Source organism: Vibrio halioticoli NBRC 102217 (genome assembly GCF_000496695.1).
GTDB lineage: Bacteria > Pseudomonadota > Gammaproteobacteria > Enterobacterales > Vibrionaceae > Vibrio > Vibrio halioticoli.
Window position 1 is genome coordinate 20,111 of the sequence record NZ_BAUJ01000038.1, and the last position, 20,862, is coordinate 40,972.

Annotated in this window: 16 protein-coding genes; 5 read left to right on the top strand and 11 right to left on the bottom strand. The window is 43.1% G+C overall.

Going from position 1 to position 20,862, the window contains the following annotated elements; all coding sequences use genetic code 11:
* Nucleotides 1–37 precede the first annotated feature (37 nt).
* Nucleotides 38–832: an NAD(+) diphosphatase gene (nudC, locus tag VHA01S_RS11780; RefSeq protein WP_023404598.1), complete on the top strand. Its 795-nt coding sequence runs from the start codon at nt 38–40 to the stop codon at nt 830–832.
* 114 nt (nt 833–946) lie between these two features.
* On the top strand, nt 947–2,011 hold the full coding sequence (gene hemE / locus VHA01S_RS11785) for a uroporphyrinogen decarboxylase (RefSeq protein WP_021714669.1): 1,065 nt from the start codon (nt 947–949) through the stop codon (nt 2,009–2,011).
* Nucleotides 2,012–2,152: 141 nt separating this feature from the next.
* Here the strand turns inward: hemE and lpxL (VHA01S_RS11790) are convergent, their stop codons facing one another.
* The 5 genes from lpxL (VHA01S_RS11790) to coaBC form a co-directional block, all read right to left on the bottom strand.
* On the bottom strand, nt 2,153–3,097 hold the full coding sequence (gene lpxL, locus VHA01S_RS11790; RefSeq protein ID WP_023404599.1) for an LpxL/LpxP family Kdo(2)-lipid IV(A) lauroyl/palmitoleoyl acyltransferase: 945 nt from the start codon (nt 3,095–3,097) through the stop codon (nt 2,153–2,155).
* Between the two features lie 178 nt (nt 3,098–3,275).
* On the bottom strand, nt 3,276–4,220 hold the full coding sequence (lpxL, locus tag VHA01S_RS11795) for an LpxL/LpxP family Kdo(2)-lipid IV(A) lauroyl/palmitoleoyl acyltransferase (protein WP_023404600.1): 945 nt from the start codon (nt 4,218–4,220) through the stop codon (nt 3,276–3,278).
* Between the two features lie 15 nt (nt 4,221–4,235).
* Nucleotides 4,236–4,826 (bottom strand): nucleoid occlusion factor SlmA, encoded by a 591-nt coding sequence (gene slmA / locus VHA01S_RS11800; RefSeq protein WP_023404601.1) that lies wholly within the window; start codon nt 4,824–4,826, stop codon nt 4,236–4,238.
* Nucleotides 4,827–4,875: 49 nt separating this feature from the next.
* Nucleotides 4,876–5,331: a dUTP diphosphatase gene (dut, locus tag VHA01S_RS11805; RefSeq protein WP_023404602.1), complete on the bottom strand. Its 456-nt coding sequence runs from the start codon at nt 5,329–5,331 to the stop codon at nt 4,876–4,878.
* A gap of 10 nt (nt 5,332–5,341) precedes the next feature.
* Complete coding sequence (gene coaBC / locus VHA01S_RS11810; protein WP_039970800.1) at nt 5,342–6,544, bottom strand: bifunctional phosphopantothenoylcysteine decarboxylase/phosphopantothenate--cysteine ligase CoaBC; 1,203 nt, start codon at nt 6,542–6,544, stop codon at nt 5,342–5,344.
* A gap of 176 nt (nt 6,545–6,720) precedes the next feature.
* Between coaBC and radC the strand changes: the two genes are divergently transcribed.
* A complete protein-coding gene (gene radC, locus VHA01S_RS11815) occupies nt 6,721–7,395 on the top strand; it encodes a RadC family protein (RefSeq protein WP_023404604.1) in 675 nt (224 codons plus the stop codon).
* Between the two features lie 40 nt (nt 7,396–7,435).
* On the opposite strand, the gene trmH is transcribed toward radC, so the two are convergent.
* The 6 genes from trmH to VHA01S_RS11845 all read right to left on the bottom strand — a co-directional run bounded on the left by trmH (nt 7,436) and on the right by VHA01S_RS11845 (nt 13,509).
* Nucleotides 7,436–8,122, bottom strand: a complete 687-nt coding sequence (gene trmH, locus VHA01S_RS11820) for a tRNA (guanosine(18)-2'-O)-methyltransferase TrmH (RefSeq protein ID WP_023404605.1) — start codon at nt 8,120–8,122, stop codon at nt 7,436–7,438.
* A gap of 2 nt (nt 8,123–8,124) precedes the next feature.
* Nucleotides 8,125–10,245 carry a bifunctional GTP diphosphokinase/guanosine-3',5'-bis pyrophosphate 3'-pyrophosphohydrolase gene (spoT, locus tag VHA01S_RS11825; RefSeq protein ID WP_023404606.1) on the bottom strand — a complete coding sequence of 707 codons (2,121 nt, stop codon included), beginning with the start codon at nt 10,243–10,245 and terminating at the stop codon, nt 8,125–8,127.
* A gap of 36 nt (nt 10,246–10,281) precedes the next feature.
* Nucleotides 10,282–10,554 (bottom strand): DNA-directed RNA polymerase subunit omega, encoded by a 273-nt coding sequence (rpoZ, locus tag VHA01S_RS11830; protein ID WP_017027279.1) that lies wholly within the window; start codon nt 10,552–10,554, stop codon nt 10,282–10,284.
* Nucleotides 10,555–10,612: 58 nt separating this feature from the next.
* Nucleotides 10,613–11,236, bottom strand: coding sequence for a guanylate kinase (gmk, locus tag VHA01S_RS11835; protein WP_023404607.1), 624 nt, complete (start codon nt 11,234–11,236; stop codon nt 10,613–10,615).
* A 206-nt stretch (nt 11,237–11,442) separates the two neighbouring features.
* Nucleotides 11,443–12,576: an Lcl C-terminal domain-containing protein gene (locus VHA01S_RS11840; protein WP_023404608.1), complete on the bottom strand. Its 1,134-nt coding sequence runs from the start codon at nt 12,574–12,576 to the stop codon at nt 11,443–11,445.
* A 36-nt stretch (nt 12,577–12,612) separates the two neighbouring features.
* Entirely contained in the window at nt 12,613–13,509 is an 897-nt protein-coding gene (locus VHA01S_RS11845) for an MBL fold metallo-hydrolase (protein ID WP_240432788.1), read from the bottom strand.
* Between the two features lie 345 nt (nt 13,510–13,854).
* On the opposite strand from VHA01S_RS11845, the gene VHA01S_RS11850 reads away from it, so the two are divergent.
* A complete protein-coding gene (locus VHA01S_RS11850) occupies nt 13,855–14,256 on the top strand; it encodes a hypothetical protein (protein ID WP_023404610.1) in 402 nt (133 codons plus the stop codon).
* A gap of 201 nt (nt 14,257–14,457) precedes the next feature.
* Nucleotides 14,458–20,760 carry an RHS repeat-associated core domain-containing protein gene (locus tag VHA01S_RS11855; protein WP_023404611.1) on the top strand — a complete coding sequence of 2,101 codons (6,303 nt, stop codon included), beginning with the start codon at nt 14,458–14,460 and terminating at the stop codon, nt 20,758–20,760.
* Nucleotides 20,761–20,862: the final 102 nt, after the last annotated feature.

The following is a 20,862-nucleotide window of genomic DNA, read 5'->3' on the forward strand; positions in this document are numbered from 1 at the left end:
AGTAAAATGGTAGAACTGCAAGTAAAGAGATGATGAGATGTTAAAAAAAAGTAAACATCAAATGATGGGTTATTGGCTGGTGGTCAATGGTAGTGACGTCTGGATGCAAGATATGCAAGTGCCTTTTGGTTGCGCCGAGTCACTTGGTCATGGTTTGGGGCAAGCACTTGATGGTGCGATAAAAATAGGGTTCTATGAGGGGCATCCTGTCTATTGGCTGAATGATTGCGATATCGAAGCCGAATTACCAATGGTGTCACTGCGAGCGTTATTAGAATTGCCTGAGCCGTTGTTCCTGTTGGTGAGCAAAGCGGTTCAATATGGACATATGACACAAACTAAGCGCTTTTGTGGGTGTTGTGGTGGTAGAAACAGCTTTAACCACAACCAACTGGCGATGCAGTGTCAGCAATGCCGCACTCTTCATTATCCTCGTATTTTTCCATGCATTATCGTTGCTGTACGCAAAGAGCAACAAATCTTGCTGGCACAACATCCAAGACACAAAGGCAATATGTATACCGTGATTGCCGGTTTTCTCGAAGTGGGAGAGACCTTAGAGCAATGTGTGGCACGAGAAGTGAAAGAAGAAACGGGAATTGAGATACAAAATATTCAATATTTTGGTAGCCAGCCTTGGGCATTTCCTAGCAGCATGATGATGGGCTTTTTAGCTGAGTATCAAAGTGGGGAAATTAAGCCGGATTACAATGAGCTCAGTGACGCAAAATGGTGTGATTACGATGACTTACCTGAGGTGGCTCCAAGTGGCACAATCGCTAAAGCACTGATTGATGCCACGGTAAACGTGATAACCCATAGCAATAGCTAACCTTCAGATTTTAGTACGTATAACTTGATCAACTGCGCAATCCTTAATTACAGCTCATAAGTTAAAAGTGGTAACATAACGCTTTCGTAGTTAGGGACTAAGTAAGGCCTAGAAATGACTGAACTAAAAAATGATCGTTACCTGCGAGCTTTATTGAAGCAGCCGGTTGATTACACGCCAGTATGGATGATGCGTCAAGCAGGTCGTTACCTGCCAGAATATCGAGCAACAAGATCAGTTGCTGGTGATTTCATGTCCCTGTGCAAGAATGCCGAGTTGGCTTCAGAAGTAACATTACAACCTTTACGTCGCTTTCCTTTAGATGCGGCAATTCTGTTTTCAGATATTTTGACCATTCCTGATGCAATGGGCTTAGGTTTGTATTTTGAAACAGGGGAAGGCCCGAAGTTTGAGCGTCCAATTACTTGTAAGGCTGATGTCGACAAGATTGGCTTGCCTGATCCAGAAGGTGAACTGCAATACGTAATGAATGCAGTTCGACAAATTCGCAAAGATCTACAAGGTGAAGTGCCACTTATTGGCTTCTCAGGTAGCCCTTGGACTCTTGCCACTTACATGGTCGAAGGTGGTAGCTCTAAAGCATTCACTAAGATCAAAAAAATGATGTATGCAGAGCCTGCGACACTACACCTATTGCTAGATAAGTTAGCGGATAGTGTCATTGAGTATCTAAACGCACAAATCAAAGCCGGTGCACAATCAGTGATGGTGTTTGATACATGGGGCGGTGTTCTAACTCCTCGTGATTACAATGAGTTCTCACTGCGTTACATGCATAAAATTGTCGATGGTCTTATTCGTGAGAATGAAGGTCGCCGTGTTCCTGTGACGTTATTTACTAAAAATGGCGGTATGTGGTTAGAGTCAATTGCCGCTACAGGTTGTGATGCGGTTGGGCTAGATTGGACGATTAATATTGCAGATGCGAAGAAACGTATCGGTGATAAAGTTGCCCTGCAAGGCAATATGGACCCATCTATCTTATACGCTCAGCCAGAGCGAATTCGTCAGGAAGTGGGTACTATTCTTGAAGGATTTGGTGAAGGCACTGGTCATGTATTTAATCTTGGCCACGGTATTCACTTAGATGTGCCACCTGAAAATGCGGGTGTCTTTGTTGAAGCGGTACACGATTTATCTAAGCCGTATCACAAATAAAAATTACTAGAATAAAATAAGGGTCGGAACTTGTTAGTAGCAGGTTCCGACCCTTTTTGTATCTATCGTTTTTATTACGAATAATTTTTTAAGTAATGGGTCGCTACGACAATGGCCACAACCCACACCCCACAACAAGGCTTATTTGTATAAAAGCCCTCTTGCTTGGCTTTCATCTTTAGGCGTTTTAAAGCGTTTATGTAGCCACATCCATTGTTCTAGCTTACGTAAAATAGTCACTTCTATCGCTTTGTTCATGTAAGCCGCACCAGCTTCTACATCGTCCATAGGGAAGTTTTCGTGGATAGGGTCATCAAAGTACAACTCCCACTTCCCATCGCTGTCACGATAGCCTGTCATGGGAATTATTGCGCAATCTGTAGCTCTGGCAAGGATATTGGCACCGGTTACTGTACAAGCCTCTTTAACCGCAAAGAAGGGCACAAATACCGCCTTCTTACGACCATAGTCATGATCGCCCAAGTAAAAAAGACGTTCGCCAGTTTTTAGGGTGCGGATCATCTCTTTTAAATTCTTACGATCAATCACCTTGTTGCCGTTATGAGTGCGTCCCCAATACTGGATTAAGTTATAGGCAGGATTGGAATGAGGACGATATACACCATGACCGGGGTAGCCCAAAACAGCAAAAGCACGCGCACTAACTTCTAAGTTAAGAGCGTGAGGGTGACAAACCAACACTCCTTTTTTCTGTTTTGCGTACTCGATAATCGCTTCAGCGTTATGCACTTTAATGTGTCGTTTCAGTCGCCAAGTGGGCCAAAACCAAGTAATGCCTGTTTCAAATAAAGCAAAGCCCGTGTTTTTGAAGTTTTCGATAACAATGCGCTCAATTTCACTTTGAGGCATATCAGGAAAGGCTAACTGCAGGTTTCGTCTAGCCACTTTTACGCGGCTTTTAGCAAATGGCATTGCCATTCGGCCTAAAGTTCGTCCTAGAGGAAGCAACAGAGCAAATGGCAGTACATTAACCACTAAGGCCAATAACCCAAAACCGAACCAAACTCCCCAGTACATTGGATGTAGCAATTTCATGCTAAACGTGGGGCTATCGTATTTACTCATAGGATCCTAAATAGAGGTGAGATGCAAGCTGATTAGACTGGCGGGGAGGTCATGTAATGACCGAAAATATAAGTGGCTCTCAGGAAAGAACCACTTATGTTGTGATAGTAGAATCTAGCTTAACACTTTTAGGATATGTAACCGTACAAATAATGTGGAATATCTTACCTAAATGCGACTATTTGTAGCGAATACCTCTAGGTATGCTTTCATCTTGCATGGTTTTGTAACGTTTGTGCACCCACATCCACTGATCAACTTTGCGTAATATGACTTCTTCATAAGCCTTATTCATCAAAATGGCTCCAGCTTCCACATCGTCTTTGGGAAATTGCTGGTGGATGGAGTCAGCAAGATTTAACTCATATTGACCTTTTTCATAGCGGAAACCTGTCACTGGAATCATGGCACAATCAGTGGCATTAAACAGCAGGTTAGCTCCGGTAGTCGTACAAGCATCTTGCACCGCAAAGAAAGGCACAAACACAGCTTTGTTGCGGCCGTAATCATGGTCTCCTAAGTAAAATAGGCGTTCGCCACGCTTGAGAGTGCGAATCATCTCTTTTACATTTTTACGGTCGATCAGCTTGTTACCATTATGGGTTCGCCCCCAGTACTGCACCAAATCGTAAGCAGGGTTATTATTCGGGCGATAAACACCACTGCCGGGATAACCGAGTGCGGCAAAAGCTCTAGCGCTAATTTCTAGATTAAGAGTATGAGGGTGGCAGAGCAGAACGCCTTTACCTTCATTTTCAAAATCAATTGCTTGCTGTAAGTTTACCGTACGGATATGACGTTTTAGACGCCACGTAGGCCAAAACCAAGTCATGCCCATTTCCATAAAGGCAAGGCCAGTATTTTTTATGTTTTCTTCTACTAAAAGGGTGATCTCTTCAGCGGATTTTTCTGGAAAGGCGAGCTCTAAATTGCGTTTAGCCACTTTCACTCGGCTCTTTGCCAGTTTCATGCCTAATTTACCTAAACCGTGACCTGCCTTAAGCAATACAAAATAAGGCATTAGGTTTACAAACAAAGCAAGAACACCAAAACTAAACCAAACTACCCAATATCTAGGATGCAGTAGCTTGATTGAAAACTTAGGTGGGGCGTATTTATCCATATTCTTTCCAACAGATTAAGCTAGTTGCTGATTTAACATGCTCCAATATTCATCAAAATCAGCGGATGGTTTGATAACAAAGTCACTACGAACAAAGCGGTTTAAGCGACCCTCTACATAGCTTAGTACAATTGATGCCAGTACTTTCTCATCAGTGGCAAAACCTTTACCTTCGCGAAGCACTCGCTCACGTAAAATTTGCTTTATCTGACTTTCAATTTTGCTAAACAGTTGATTGATACGATCTCTAAGTCGTTCATTCTCAAACATTAGAGCATGACCAGAAAGGATGCGAGAAAGCCCTTTGTTATGCTCTGTAAATAACAAAATAAAGCGAAGCACTTCATGCAAACGAACCATGGTATCTTTTTCTTGATCCATGATTTGGTTGATGCGAGAGAGAACGGATTGCTCAATGAACTCAATCAAACCTTCAAACATGCGGGCTTTACTAGGGAAGTGGCGATAAAGAGCAGCCTCTGAGACACCCACTTGTTGAGCTAATTTAGCCGTAGTAATTCTGGACGTTCCATCACTAGATTCCAGCATCAAAGCAAGAGCTTGCAAAATCTCATCACGACGATTTGAACTACGTTTGCCTGTCATTTATTACGTCCTTTTTTGTTTGTTCTTTGACTGTAGAAATTGGTTTCAGTTAGTTTTTACCGGAGTGACCAAAACCACCTTCACCTCGTTCAGAGGCATTAAAATCATCCACAAGGTTGAACTTAGCTTGTACGACAGGCACAAACACTAATTGTGCAATACGATCGCCCGGCTCAATAGTGAAGGTATCTTGTCCACGGTTCCATACTGAAACCATCAACTGTCCTTGGTAGTCCGAGTCAATAAGACCGACTAGGTTACCTAGTACAATGCCGTGCTTGTGTCCAAGACCTGAGCGAGGAAGAATCGTAGCGGCTAAGCTAGTATCTCCAATGTGGATCGCAAGACCAGTTGGTACTAAGTGGGTTTGTCCAGGGGTGACAATTAATGCTTCATCTAGGCAAGCTCGAAGATCTAAGCCAGCAGAGCCTTCAGTCGCATACTGAGGTAATGGGAATTGCTTACCAATACGTGAATCTAGGATTTTTAAATCAATTTCTTTCATGACGTTATGCTTATTGGGTGAGTTCATTAATTTGTTCTAAGATGCCTTTAGCCAGTATTTGCTTACTGGCTAGAGAAAAGTGTTGCTGCCCGTTCGCCCAGTAAAGGCTGAGGACATTATCGTTAGAATTAAAGCCAATACCAGTTTGCGAAACATCGTTTGCACAGATTAGATCTAGATTTTTTCTTGCAAGCTTATCCATCGCGTACTTTTCTACATCTTGTGTTTCGGCAGCAAAACCAACAGTAAAAGGTCTGTTTTCAGGCAAGCTTGCTACGGTGGCAATAATATCTGGGTTTTTTACCATGCGGATCACCAACTCATCAGTGCCGGCAACTTTTTTCATTTTCTGTTCAGCAACTTCTGCCGCGCGGTAATCAGCAACGGCGGCACAACCGATAAAAATATCGTGCTCGGTAGCGTGTTGAACTGCGGCTTGATGCATTTGCTGAGCACTTAGCACATCAATGCGTTTGACATTGCTTGGCGTAGGTAAGTTAACCGGGCCACTAATTAGCGTGACTTCAGCGCCTAGTTTTGCCGCTTGTTCGGCTAAAGCAAAGCCCATTTTCCCTGAGCTATGGTTTGAGATAAATCGAACTGGGTCAATAGCTTCTTGGGTTGGACCAGCGGTGATGGCAATTTTTTTACCTTGCAGAATTTTGGGTTGAAACTGAGCAATACATAAATCAACTAGCTGCATCGGTTCTAACATTCGGCCTGCGCCGACATCGCCACACGCTTGCTCACCAGAAGCTGGGCCCCAAATTATCATTCCACGACGGCGTAAAGTGGCGATATTCTCTTGAGTCGCAAGGTTGCTGTACATCTGCTGATTCATTGCCGGAGACACCGCAACAGGCGCGTCAGTGGCAAGTACAAAGGTACTTAAAAGGTCGTTACCCATACCCGCGGCCATACGTGCGATAAGGTCGGCAGTTGCGGGAGCAAGTAGCACTAGGTCGGCCCATTTGGCAATTTCGATATGCCCCATAGAGGCTTCTGCTGCAGGGTCTAATAAGCTTTCAGCAACAGGATGTCCTGATACTGCTTGCATGGTTAATGGGGTAATAAATTCCTTAGCTGCTTTCGTCATTACAACTTTGACTTGAGCGCCTCGTTCAGATAAGCGTCGAGTCAATTCAGCACATTTATACGCCGCGATACCACCACTGATACCGAGAACTATTTTTTTACCTTCAAGAGGTTGCATGCTCATTTTCTCAATTAAATTAATAAGGTAACCATACCATATATTGTACTGGAGTTAGAGTTTGACAAGTAGACGTATGGGCTGCGACTTAGATGCCAAATTTGTACTCTATATAGGTCGGTATGTTCATTCTGCGTCAATACTACATTTTTGCAGATGATCAGCAAGGAGTAGTGATGACATTAAAAGATTTGCCTAAGGAATCTCTTCCCCGAGAAAAACTCATAAATCAAGGACCGAACTCGTTAACTGATGCTGAGTTGTTGGCGATTTTTTTGCGTACCGGTTGCCAAGGAATGAATGTTTTAGAGTTGGCTGATTACCTATTGAAATCGTTTGGTTCACTGCGGCATTTGTTGACGGCGTCAGAAGAGAAATTTTGTCAGCATAAAGGGTTAGGGCAAGCCAAATACGTACAACTGCAAGCGTTTATAGAGATGACACAACGCTATTTAGCCGAGACTTTAGAGAAAGGCGATGCCTTAACAAGCCCTCAGCAGACTAAGTTATTTTTATTGAGTTTATTGCGAGATAAACAAAGGGAAGTGTTTTACGTGCTGTTTTTAGACAATCAACATCGGGTGATTGATCATGAGTCGCTGTTTGAAGGGACTATCGATGCCGCCAATGTCTACCCTAGAGAAGTGGTGAAACGTTCATTACAGCATAATGCTTGCGCGATTATTTTAGCTCACAACCACCCTTCAGGAGTAGCAGAGCCAAGCCAAGCTGACCGGCGCATTACGCGACGTCTTATTGATGCATTAGCGCTGGTGGATATCCGAATATTAGATCATTTTGTGGTTGGCGATGGTGAAGTGGTGTCGTTTGCTGAACGAGGTTGGATGTAAGTAATTACTATGCTTGGTGCAGTAGAGTAGATGTAAGCAATTACTTACGTTGCATCTCTGCCCACCAACTTGGGTCAGCAATAATTTCCCCAGCATCATCTAAGGGTGGATATGGTAAGTTTTTACGTTTAGCCACTTTGGCCAATACCGGATGACCGCGCTCAAAAAGTGTTTTGTGAATCACTTGCTCAGGCAGTTTTAGTGGTGGGTTGCTGTACATATCTTTGTTGTGACGCTGACGTTGCGCTTCAAACAAAATTAAAGCACTAGCCACAGAAACGTTTAGAGATTGCACCATTCCTACCATAGGAATGACAATATCTTGGTCGGCCATTTCTATCGCAATATCACTGGTGCCGTGCTTCTCGCCACCTAATACAATTGCTGTGGGTTTGGTGTAATCCACTTCTCGAAAATCGACCGCGCTATCAGAGAGGTTAGTGACCAGTATTTGCATACCTTGCGCTTTTAAACTCTGATAAGCCTCTTGAGTGCTACGGTGAGTTTCAACTTCTACCCAGTTTCTTGCACCTGCTGAGGTGTGACCTAAGGTTTGCATTTTTTCATCCGGCCACACCGCATGAATTTTGTGCAAACCTGCCGCATCTGCAGTGCGAACCACTGCAGATACGTTATTAGGCTTGTGGACTTGTTCTAAACAAAGAGTCAGATCAACCTGACGTGAATTTAGAACAGCAACGATTTTTTGATAACGCTCTGGACTCATTTTTACCTACGGCGACGACGAACTCTTAATACCTGTGGCATGACACGAATCTTCTTCATGATGCCCGCAAGATCAACCCTGTTCTTGGTTGTTAAAGAGAGAGTGACCATGTATAAACGGCCGTCTTTTTCTTCTGTTGAGATGCCGTGGATATTTGACCCAGTGCGAGAAATAACATTGGTTAATCCTGCTAGTGCACCTTGGGTGTTTTGCATATCAATTTGCAGAGCGGTGATAAACTCTTGCTCGTGGCTGTCTGCCCATTCAACCGCCATGTATTTATCAGGTTCTTTCTGATAACCACGGATGTTTGGACAGGCTTCTCTATGAATAACCAGACCTCGACCCGGAGAAACGTGCGCTAAAATGTGATCCCCTGGAATTGGGTGACAACAGTTCGCGTAAGTCAGAAGAATACCGTCAGCACCTTTGATAGAGAGTTTCTTCTCAGAGCGAGGCTCTACAGAACTGGTCTCTGTGAGAGAGTCTGCATCACCAAGCAATCGACGTGCCGCGATAATACTCATTAGCTCACCAAGACCAATAGCCGCTAACATATCGTCAACGCTATCTAGTTTAAGATCGCTAAGGACTTGAGTGACGTTTTCTGGGTAAATAGTTTCAATTGAGTGACGACCCAAAGCGTGATTAAGCAGTCTGCGGCCCAAGGCGACAGAGTCTTCTCGGCGCATGGTTTTAAGAACCTGACGGATCTTAGTGCGCGCGCGTGAAGTGACTACATAGTTCAACCAAGCGGCGTTAGGTCTGGCACCCGGCGCACTAATGATTTCTATGGTTTGTCCACTCTTCAGAGCTTTACTTAAAGGATATGGATTTCTGTCAACACGAGTACCGACACAGGTATTACCAACATCAGTATGCACCGCGTAGGCAAAATCAACCGCAGTTGCGCCAACAGGAAGCTCTACGATACGACCTTTTGGTGTAAATACGTAGATTTCATCAGGGAACAGATCGGATTTAACATTTTCGATAAATTCGAATGAGTTACCTGCGCTTTGTTGTAGTTCAAGTAAACTTTGCATCCAACGTTGCGCTTTGACTTGTGCTGTTGTACCAGAGCGTTGACCGTTGCTCTTATAAGACCAATGCGCCGCGACACCCTTGTCTGCCATTTGGTCCATGTCTTCAGTACGAATTTGTACTTCAACAGGAACGCCATGTGGGCCAACCATAGAGGTGTGCAGTGACTGATAGCCATTGGCTTTTGGTACTGCAATGTAGTCTTTCATCTTGCCAGGGCGTGGTTTGTACAAGCTGTGTGCTTGACCCAATACGCGATAGCAAGTATCGACATTATCAACAATGACTCGGAACGCGTAAATATCCATAATGGTATGGAAACGCTGTTCTTTGGTCTTCATTTTGTTGTAGATGGAATAGAGGTTTTTCTCGCGACCTAAAACCCTAAACTTGATACCGCACTCTTCCATACGTCCCTCAATTTCTGAGTGGATACGTTGGATCATCTCTTTACGGTTACCACGAGCGGTTTTCACCACTTCTTTTAATACGCGATAACGGTTTGGATAGAGGGCTTCAAAGCCAAGCTCTTCGAGCTCAGTTTTAATGTTATGGATACCCAGACGGTGAGCAAGAGGTGAGTAGATCTCTAGAGTTTCTCGAGCAATGCGACGACGTTTATCAGGACGAAGTGCTCCCAGAGTGCGCATGTTGTGCGTACGGTCAGAGAGTTTAATCAAGATAACGCGAATATCCTGAACCATAGCCAGCACCATTTTACGGAAGTTTTCCGCTTGGGCTTCTTTACGGTCTCGGAATTTCAGCTTGTCGAGTTTAGAAACGCCATCCACTAGCTCAGCAACAGCAGTACCAAAGAGGTTTTCAAGTTCTTCTTTGGTAACTTCTGTATCTTCAATGACATCATGAAGTAGAGCAGCTTGTAGGGTTTCAAGATCAAGGCGCATTTCAGCGAGGATTCTTGCAACAGCCACAGGGTGGATGATGTAAGGTTCACCGCTAGAGCGAGTCTGCCCTTCGTGGGCATCTTTTGCTACCGAGTAAGAATGTCGTAGAGCCTCAATTTGAGGCTCTGATAGATATTCTTTGGCAACATCTTTAAGGCTATCAAATAGATACAAATTACGGGCCTAAAAGGTTACGAAATGTTGTGCAGATTAGCGAGTGTGAGCGATGCTGCTTACGGCTGCTAGTTCTGCTGCTTCCTGCTCTTGTTGTTCTTGACGATCTTTAGCGTCCAAGATTTCCTTAGTAATCAAACCTTCTTCGATTTCACGAAGAGCGATTACTGTTTGCTTATCGTTCTCTTCTGGCACTAGGGCATCTTTGCCGCCGGTTTGCATTTGACGTGCGCGACGAGCAGAAATTAGAACAAGGTCGAAACGGTTACCAACTTTTTCAACAGCATCTTGTACAGTTACGCGTGCCATGAGGACTCCAATTACTAAATTACATTTTAAATGACGGGAAATTATACAGCTTTCTAGATTACTCTGCTAGTAAAGCTGATAGCATTCCACTGTATTTTGCTGTTTGTTTGTCTTGTTTAAGGCGTTCTGCACGCAGAATAGCCCTAAAATCCATCAAAGCAGCATCAAAATCATCATTAACTATGATGTAGTCATATTCATCATAGTGTGACATTTCTGATTTCGCCTCACTCATTCGTTTGGCGATAATTTCTGAGCTATCTTGACCACGTACATTTAGGCGACGTTCCAACTCACCATTTGATGGTGGCAGAATGAAAACGCTCTTAGCGTGTGGCATTTGTGTGCGAATCTGGCGTGCCCCTTGCCAATCAATATCTAAGAATACATCAATACCGCGTTTTAGATTCTCTTCAATCCAAATACGAGATGTACCATAGTAATTGCCAAAGACTTCAGCATGTTCTAAGAAAACACCATCTTCGATTAAGGTTTCAAATTCATTTCGCTCTACAAAATGATAATGAATGCCATCTTCCTCACCCGGGCGCATAGTACGCGTAGTATGAGACACAGAAACCTTCATTGCGTATACCGGATTTTTTTCCAGCATAGCTGATATCAGGCTAGATTTTCCCGCTCCGCTAGGTGCAGAAACGATATAAAGGGTGCCTTTTCCCATTCGTAGAGCTCCGAGATAGTGATTAACAATGTTATTGCGCAAGAGACAATAATGATAGCACTAGGATTGATATAGAAATAACCCTAGAAAAATGGTTGCGAAGGATAGCATGGAAATGAGCTAGGATATAGGGGGTCAGGTCTTGAAATTTGCAGGCTAGATAAAATCTAGCCTGCAAATTTCAAGACCTGACCCCGCAACAGCGATTAGAGGTTGCGGACAGCTCGAACGTAGTTTTTGATGCGGATGACGTCGCCTTGCGGGCCAAAACCGTTTGGATAATCTTTAGCGTCGCCTTGTTTTGATTCAGCTCGTTGAGCACCTGCGCCATGCACATCGAGCAACTTTCTTTGGCTAGAGTTTGGTCGTTTCATGTATCCAAGACACTCGCCAAAGCAAAAATATGCGGCTTGTGATTGAGCTTTACGACCGGTTTTTTGGTGAGTGGTGCTGCTCCAAAAAGCAGGGTAGTTGTCATTGCCTTGCTCATCTTTGATGGTCGAGATGGCAAATACGGGGTCAATGGCCGCAGAGTCCGTCGCTTTAGGGGAGCGATCATAATCTACGATGGTTTGCAGCTCTTTAATATTAGGTAAACGCCAATCGTTATAACCTAAATATTTGTCTTTATTTAGCTTAGCGACCCATTGTTTTGCATCATCCCAATCCAATCCCATTTGGCTGTCTTGTTTCGACCACATCAACTGAGTGGCTGAATCGCTAATGGTGCCGTTATTGTTATCTGTAAAATGGTTTTTGCTGTAGTCAGTGTTGCCTCGCACTAAGCGCACAGTAAATTGGTTGTCTTCTTTAGTGCGCGGTTGCACTAATGGGTAGCCTTTAATGCGTCCATCGGCAAAGTTAACCCCAAATACGGCTCTGTCTTTACCCATAACTTTACCTGAGTAAATAGAGGTCGACAGGTATTGTGAATCAATCACGCGTTTGCCATTAGTACCGTAGGCAAAATCAAATACGTCAGTATCAATGAAAGGTTTTGAGCCATTAGGAACCTTATACATATCGCGATTACTAGCATCAACCCCGGTAAATAAAATCAGTGAATACAGTTCTTTGATATTCGGTACGCGCCAGTCGTTATGTCCACCGATCTTTGCTGATTTAGCGTATTTTATCGCTTCATCAAAGCTCATCACTTGATAGTCTTTTTGCCACATTAAGCCTGTGGTTTTATCGGTGACGGTATTGTCATTGTTATCCTGATATTGCCCTTGTTCTATCGATACTACGGGATAGTTAGGTGTTGTGGCATTGGCAACAGATAGCATTGCAGAACAACAGGTGATGGTAACGGCGATATTTCGAAGTAGGTAAGACATAAGAATCCTTATTGCTTAAAATCTTATTATGAGTTTCTATTTCTTTTGCGCTGTATTGGCGCACTCTAAAGGCATAAGGTCAGTGCTAAAAATGACTTCACCTTGGTATTTTTTATTGATGATCTCTAAGCTGGCTTTTTCATTTATCTGACCACGCTTAAAGTGGGTATATACAAGTTTATCGACATTGGCTTGAGCGGCGATTTGGCTCGACTCTCTGATGTTTAAATGCGCGTGAGTTTTTGATTTGCCCGATGTTCTTTTCGGGGCTTTTTTATTCTTACCGTTGTTCATGATCATGCCGCCAGAATCCATAATTAAGCAGTTTGCATCTTTGGCAAATTCTGCAAACCCAGGGCCTGAGCTTAGGTCACCACTGATCACGACGGACTGGCTTTTATAATCAAAACGAAAGGCTAGGGTTTCTATGGTATGAGGTACCGAAAGGGTGGATATTTTAATGCCATTAAACGTAAAAGAATCACCGCCTTTTAGTTCATTGACCGTAAGGTGTTTTTCTCGTTGTTTTAATGTGCGATTGGTTTTACCAAGGCGATAGTTTAGGTCTTCCGCATATAGGCTTAGATTGCTATCGACATAAGCTTTGGTCTGCTTCGGGCCTGCAATCAGAGTTTCCCCTCGCCCGAGCAATACTCGGCTAAACAATACCGAAAAATCCGCATTGTGGTCTAAATGATGATGAGTAAAAAGCAATGCATCTAGCTTACGAGTATTAATGCCAAGCTTGTTGAGATTACGGCTAACACCATCCCCCATATCAACCAAAATTTTAGTATCCCCCTGAGTGATGAGTACCCCGGCACTGACTCGCTCTGGATTGTAGTTAGGAGACCCCGAACCAATAATGGTGGTGTTCATTGTCGATGCTTGCGCATAAGGTACGCTGGCAAAACAGCATGTCGCTACAAGCATTAATTGTTTGCAAGAAAAGGGCATTAACACCTCTAAATCAATCGGTTAAGTTCACTGCGTTAGAGTGACAATAGCAATCGATCTCATTTAACGGTATTAGCTTTACCTGAATTTACAGAACATTGGGGGTCAGGTCTTGAAATTTGCATATCGATTTTTAGAGGTGAGTAAATCGAAGTGGATCAACTGCAAATTTCAAGACCTGACCCCGGGATATGTTTGCTTACATTTGGCTTCGATATAGCCGAAATAAAAACATCAAGGCCAAGGTCTCATTGAGCGAAGGTTGTAAGACTCATTCACTCTAGCTCTTTATATTATTGAGCAAATTAAACAGGTATCTCAATGGACCAAAAACTGCAAAGCAAACTATCTATTGGCTTATTATCGCTACGAATTACTGTCTTTATCGTATTTTTCTTTTGGGGCTTAGATAAGATTATTGTGCCCGAACACGCAGTTAGGGTGATGTCGGGCTTTTATGGTTTGCATGTCTCTATCAATACAATGATTGTGATAGGTATCGCGCAAATGTTGTTTTTAGCGGCATTCTTACTTGGAAAGTGGAAAACAGTTACCTACGGAGCTGTTTTTGTCCTGCATGGTGCTTCTACTTTGTCATCATTAACCAAGTATTTTGACCCATTCAATAACTTATTATTCTTCACCGCATGGCCAATGCTAGCCGCTTGTTTTGTGCTTTTCCTACTACGCGACTACGACACTTACAGTATTGATAAAAAATAAATCCTAGGGGTCAGAAATCCCAGGGGGTCAGGTCTTGAAATTTGCACGCAAGAAGACTTGCGTGCAAATTTCAAGACCTGACCCCCAAATAGCCAAAAGTTGGAATCCAGATCTAACAATATCAAACCTGTAATTATTCCACGCTTCTTACACTGACTAGCAAATCATTGGATTGTGTTGGGTCGGGTATGAGAAAACTGTTTGGCTTATTGGTTGTTTTTTTTCCTATTAGAATATTCAGATAAGTATGCGTATGCTGTTGAAATATCAATCTTAACTGAATGTCAGGGAGCGTTGTCGTGTAACGGTCCAAATGAACCCAATATTCCAGATAATGATGACGACGACGGTAGTAACAATAACGGAGGCGATCTCGATGATGACTCTGGCCCTGATCCTGTTGATGTAGATAGAGAAGCCATTGAGTCGGAAATTTCTGGCATTACCAGCGATACAATCGAGGCTGCTAGTATTGCTGGATTAGAGGCAGACAGAAATGTGGTTGCAACCGATACCCAAACTTCTGATACCCAAAGTGATAATGAACAACAGCAGCAACAAGCTAGTGAAGCGAGCGCAGAAGGGGATGAAAGTGATTGTCCTGTTGAATTGTACTCTGGGTGCAAGATAACGCGCGAGATTGACTATACCCATCCCGTATTTTTTTTAGTTAGACAACATCGTATTAGCCAAGGCTCTGCATGGTCGCTAGGTGCAGGTTGGCATTCCTCTTTAGATAGCCGAATTATTTGGGGTGTGGATGTTGATATGCAGCCCTTAATTGAATTAAACCGAGCTTCAGTCAATCAGTACCAAACGATTATCGATGGCATTGACCAAGGTATTGATGAATTATGCAATTCTTTCAAAGACCGCCTTGCTTACGAGGAAGAACAAATACAGCAGCAATTGTTAGAGGCTATCGCTACACTACAGGCGCAGCGAGCAATTTATATTGCGAGTAGAGATCAGATTCAAACAAAGATTAATGAAATAACAAGTCAGCACCAACAATCTGATTATTATAGAGAACGTAACCGCTACGCAGTAGATACAACTTATCCAGTTGAGTACGAGATTGGGCTACATAAGTTAAAATGGGTCACTCCCAATGGCAGTAGAAAGCTGTTTAGTGTTGAACCTTCCACATCAAATATCACGCCAATTATGGGACACAATACCCACTTAGAAATTGATGAAAATGGGTTCTTTATTGTCTCTACTCCCAAGGGTGTAACCTATCAATACAACTACCAAGGCTTCTTAGTCAAAGTAAATCAAAATGATGGGCGTAGCGTGACTATTTATCGAGATAGTCAGCAACAGCCAATACGTATGGTTGATGAGTTGGGGCGAGCTCTTTCTTTTACTTATACCGATGGTCGCTTAACGGAAATTACCGATCAAGAAGAGCGAACGCATCGCTATACATATCAATCTGGGAAATTGAGTGATGTTGTGGAATTTAATGGCACTAAACATCATTACCAATACGCTTATCAAGACAATCCCTTAGCCCTAACTCTGAAATCCGATGGTGAAGGTAATACAGCATTTTATCTTTATCGCCAGCAAGACAACAAAACGGTGGTTGATACTCAGATAGATCCTTCCGGTAATCAGTTTAACTACGAGTATGATTTCCCAAATCGAACCACCACAGTGATAAACCGAAACAATACCCGCACCCGCTATCAGTACAACGCACACAATCAAATTTCATCTAAAGCATATGAATCTGACGGAAGTGAAATTCATAAGGTGTACGATGATAAAGGTAACTTGATAGTTGAATATGACGAATTGGGGCACGCCACTCTCTACAGTTATGACTTGCACGGCCGCGTAATATCGACAACCGACCCAGTGGGGCGTAGCACAGATATAGAGCGGGATGACGCAGGCAGAATACTGTCAACGATTAATAATATCGGCGATGAAACGCAGTTTGTTTATGACAACATCGGCCGAGTAGAAAGCGTTGAATTAGCGGATGGCTCAGTGGTGGAAGAGCATTGGCTTGATAACGTGTTGATTCGACGCATCGATGAAGTGGGCAATTACACTGAATATCAGTATGACGATTTAGGATACCCAATTCGCATTGAGCAATTTGATCCTCAAACGCCATCAGAGCAAAGATACATTCGAGAAACACAATTTGACAAAATAGGCCGAATATTAAAAGTTGCAGAAGGATCTCGCGCTCTTCCCCAGCAGCAGTGGCGCGTTACACATTATGAATACCACAGTGACGACGGTCGAGATTTAGACTCACCGACACGTATCATTGACCCGTTAGGCCGCGAGTCAATCATGCAGTATGACTCCAACGGTTTACTCACTTACCAACAAGACTTTTCTGGTATTAAAACCTACCTGACTTACACGCCAAGAAATAAAATTGCGACCAAGAAAGTGCTCATGCCTTCTTTAACTGGAGAGACCGAATACTCTACTCAGTATCACTATGATGCAGAAAATAACTTAGTGTCGGTGACGCTTCCGCATGGCGCAGTATGGCAATACCAATATGATTCACGCAATAGGTTAATTCATTCTTCTATTGATGGGACAGAGGTCAGTAAATCATATACCTATGACGCATCAGGTAATCGCACTACGGAAACCGATAGCTTAGGAAGCACCACTCACTTCCAGTATTACCCTGACAGCCAATTGCAATCCACAACTAACCCAATTGGGAATGTGGTTGAGCATTACTATGATGATGTGGGAAGACAATATGCCACTTACGATCATGAGCGGGCGACATATGTAGAGCAATATGGATATAACGAGCTCGGGCACATCATTGAAAGTAACGATGGCAATGGGAATGCTACATATTTTACGCCAAATTCGTTGGGGCTTGCTCTATCAATATCAATGCCGAATAGCACTCAAGACCGCATTCGACATGATTATAATTGGCAAGGCCTCCCAACCTTGTATAGCGACGCCAGTGGTGGTGAATATCTATTTGAATACAACGTGTTCGGTCAGGTTGTTTTAATTACAGACTCTGAGGGAGGTGTTGAGCAATTTCAATATGATGGGTTAGGACGTAAAACTTTACACATCAATAAATCAGGGCTGCAAACTCAGTGGCAATACGATCAGCAAGCGAGTCAGCTGGTGGTCACACAAATTCAATCCGATACAGACAAAAGCATTATGTTGCTTGGTAACCATCGCCAAAGTAACAAAGTCTACGATTTGCTTGGACGTTTAATTGAATACAAGGATGCGGCTGAGCAAAGTTGGCAGTTTGAATACAATCAGCAGGGTTTACTGTCATCCATTATCTATCCAGATAGCAGTCAGGTATTGAGGCATTACAATCTTGCAGGATTGATGACGGCTGAAATAATCACAACCCAAGGACAGCAATCTAGAGAAAGTTACTTTACCTACGATGGTGAAGGACGATTGTTGACTGAGCAACTACCTTATTATCGCCTTGGTAGCGTTAATACATACCGTTATAACGACTTAGGATTATTAAGTTCAATGGCGATGCCTGACGGCGCTTCTTATCAGTTTTATTATGATTTGGCAGGCAGGAAAGTATCCGAAGTGAATCCCCTTGGACATCAACAGTCTTGGGAGTATGACGCTAATGATAATGTAGTGAGTTATACCGATGGTGACGGCTATCGTTGGCATTACACCTATAACGCTGATAACCAAATCGTCCAAGTTATTGACCCCGAAAACGGGCATCACGCATCAACTCAATATGCATACGATGCAATGGGGCGACTCACATCCAGTAGTAACCAACTTGGCCATACTCAGTATAGGTTATTAGATTCATTAGGTCGCTTGATTGGTGCCAAAGATGCGGCTGGCAATATAACTCATATTCGCTTAGACAATGCGGGTAGGCCAATGACTATCTCCAACCGTTTAGGTGAAGAAACTCAGCAACAATATGATGCTTTTGATCAATTGATCTCTCAAACCAATTCGTTAGGTCATACAACCCACTTTGAATACGATGCACTTGGGCGGACATCCCATCAAACAAACGCACTCAATGCCAGTGAGCGTTGGGGATACAATTTCCGTAATCAGGTGACGGATTATTCCAACCAACTCAATCAGACAACCCGTTATCAATACGATGGGTTTGGCAATATCTCTGAGATAGAACAGGCAAATAATAGTGTCACTCGATATGCGTTCAATGCCGCAAATAAGTTAACAAGCATCACCTCGGCAGCAGGGACTCAGCAATCATTTAGCTATGACGATATGGCAAGGCTAACCACCTTTACCAATGAATTGGGTGAGCAGTGGCGTTATGACTATGATTTAGCTGGGCAGGTAACACATGCTTATCAACCGGAACAAAATACCGATATTCAGTTTCAATATGATCAGCGAGGTCATGTTATTGAGCGTCAATACGCCCATCAAGGGCAGTGGCATAGTGAGGTATTAAACTACGATGGACTAGGACGTCTTGCCAATATTGATGGCTCTGAGTTAGCAGAAAATTATCACTATGATCCTGCGGGGCGATTAATTCAGGTTGATAATCACAAGCTGGGGCAAAGTTTTAACTATGAATACAATGCGCTTGGAGAAAGAACCTATAGCCAAGTTAGTAATGATGAAGGTGTTTATTATCATCGTGATGCAGAGGGGAAAATAGTAAGGCTTGAACGTAATACGGCTGACGGCAATCTTGCTTTTGAGCTTAGTTACGATGCAAGCGGTCAACTTCAACAGATCGATTACCCAAACCGAAGTCGCAGAAGCTTAGAATATGATGCAGTTGGTCGAATTGTCAGTATTGTTATCGAACAGCAAGAATATAAAGGTAATCGCTGGCGAGACACTTGGAACACCATTGAGGTGCTTAATTATCAATACGACGGCGTGGGTAATGTCACTGCACAAAATAGGAAGACTGAACACGCTGATAGCGATCAATGGGCCTATTTTGAATACGACCAAGTCAATCGAATCATCAGTGCCGATTATCCCAATCAAGACGACATCGAATTTAGCTGGGATGATGTAGGGAACCTTACGCAAAAACAGACCAAAACAACCACGTATACATACAGTTATAACCAAGCCAATCAACTCGTAGAGATGCAAGGGCATAGACTACCGGGTTTCTCTTGTGACGATAATAGCTGTGAAAATGATGACTCAAGCGACTCTCATAACTTTGTTTATCAATACGATGCCAACGGCAACCTAGCGAGTGTTAGTAATGGCAATGAAGTGCAGAGCTATCAGCATGATCCACTAAACCGAATGACTGAAGTGATAAACCCCGATGGTTCAAGCGTTCAGTATGGATATGATGCAAGATCCCGCCGAGTGAAGACGGTGCGCACGGCCCAAACTGCCATCAAACAAAATGGTAACTCTAATCAGTCAGCTCAACTCAATCAAACCACTTTATATAGTCATTATGATGGCCGCCAAGAGCAAGGCCAGTGGCAAGATAACGGTGTAGGGTTTATGCCATTTAGATCTTTGACTCTATTACCTGATTCAAATCTCCCCTATGGCAAAGTGCTGCATCAATCCCTATATGATTCAACATCAAGCATAGTGCAAGCGAGTGGCACTAAGGGGGCAGATGCCAGTCATCTTTATAATCATCATGATCGCTTAGATAGCACTATTCACGTGTTAGATGACACTGGCACTTCAGCTATGCGACTAGGCTATAGTCCATTCGGTCAAACCTATCGTAAGCACAATGATAAAACCTTTTGGAAAGCCAATGCGGGTGTTAATGCGAATAAGCAGTTAGGTCAACTCATGCCATATCAATACACAGGCAAGTACACCGAAAGCAGCACAGGACTAGTCAACCTAGACGCCCGTTGGTACAACCCGCACAGCAGTCGTTTTATCCAGCCAGACTACTGGAGCTTAAAGAACACATATCTACCCACCGAAATTCAACATGAGCTGATAAAAGCAACCAGCCTTAATACCGACATGCTGCTACGTGATCCTAACCAACAAATGTCCTATGGTTATGTGAGTGGCAATCCGTTTTTCTGGGTGGATCCGTTTGGGTTGGCGGCTTATCAAACTTATGTGGAGGCAAAAGAATCTAACTATAGTTACGGGACGTCTGAGGAATATCAGAGTAAAAGTTTTGAAATGACGGAGGAAGAAGCAAGAAAGTTGAAAGAGTATTATAGTATAGCTTCAAAAACTCTTACGACGTTAGGGATTGTTAGTTTAACAACCCCTCCGACTAGTGTGCTTTCTGGACCATTGTTGGTCGGGGGTGCAATTACAGGGAGCGTAGAGGCTCTTTTTGAACAGAAAAAACTTGAAGCAATAGCTTATGAAATTGCCTCTAGTATTGGTCCAAACAAACTATTAGAACCTATCTCAACCATAGTGAAAGGGAGTGAAGTTTTTGGGCGTAAGTATAATAACTACATAGATGGAATTACGGAGATCGCAAAAGAGTTCCTTGGTGAAGTCGTGACTTCTTTCAGAGGGGGGTGTTGAACTAATGAAGTTGACAGTAATTTATTTAACTAAGAAAAAGCTAATTGGCATGCGAACAATTCTAGTTTTTATCATGTTTATTGTTAGTTATATGCTATATAA

What these genes read in the sequence shown, in the direction of transcription:
- nudC (WP_023404598.1), top strand. Translation starts at nt 38, where the DNA reads ATGTTAAAAAAAAGTAAACATCAAATGATGGGTTATTGGCTGGTGGTC.
- hemE (WP_021714669.1), top strand. Translation starts at nt 947, where the DNA reads ATGACTGAACTAAAAAATGATCGTTACCTGCGAGCTTTATTGAAGCAG.
- lpxL (WP_023404599.1), bottom strand. Translation starts at nt 3,097, where the DNA reads ATGAGTAAATACGATAGCCCCACGTTTAGCATGAAATTGCTACATCCA.
- lpxL (WP_023404600.1), bottom strand. Translation starts at nt 4,220, where the DNA reads ATGGATAAATACGCCCCACCTAAGTTTTCAATCAAGCTACTGCATCCT.
- slmA (WP_023404601.1), bottom strand. Translation starts at nt 4,826, where the DNA reads ATGACAGGCAAACGTAGTTCAAATCGTCGTGATGAGATTTTGCAAGCT.
- dut (WP_023404602.1), bottom strand. Translation starts at nt 5,331, where the DNA reads ATGAAAGAAATTGATTTAAAAATCCTAGATTCACGTATTGGTAAGCAA.
- coaBC (WP_039970800.1), bottom strand. Translation starts at nt 6,544, where the DNA reads ATGCAACCTCTTGAAGGTAAAAAAATAGTTCTCGGTATCAGTGGTGGT.
- radC (WP_023404604.1), top strand. Translation starts at nt 6,721, where the DNA reads ATGACATTAAAAGATTTGCCTAAGGAATCTCTTCCCCGAGAAAAACTC.
- trmH (WP_023404605.1), bottom strand. Translation starts at nt 8,122, where the DNA reads ATGAGTCCAGAGCGTTATCAAAAAATCGTTGCTGTTCTAAATTCACGT.
- rpoZ (WP_017027279.1), bottom strand. Translation starts at nt 10,554, where the DNA reads ATGGCACGCGTAACTGTACAAGATGCTGTTGAAAAAGTTGGTAACCGT.
- gmk (WP_023404607.1), bottom strand. Translation starts at nt 11,236, where the DNA reads ATGGGAAAAGGCACCCTTTATATCGTTTCTGCACCTAGCGGAGCGGGA.
- VHA01S_RS11840 (WP_023404608.1), bottom strand. Translation starts at nt 12,576, where the DNA reads ATGTCTTACCTACTTCGAAATATCGCCGTTACCATCACCTGTTGTTCT.
- VHA01S_RS11845 (WP_240432788.1), bottom strand. Translation starts at nt 13,509, where the DNA reads ATGCTTGTAGCGACATGCTGTTTTGCCAGCGTACCTTATGCGCAAGCA.
- VHA01S_RS11850 (WP_023404610.1), top strand. Translation starts at nt 13,855, where the DNA reads ATGGACCAAAAACTGCAAAGCAAACTATCTATTGGCTTATTATCGCTA.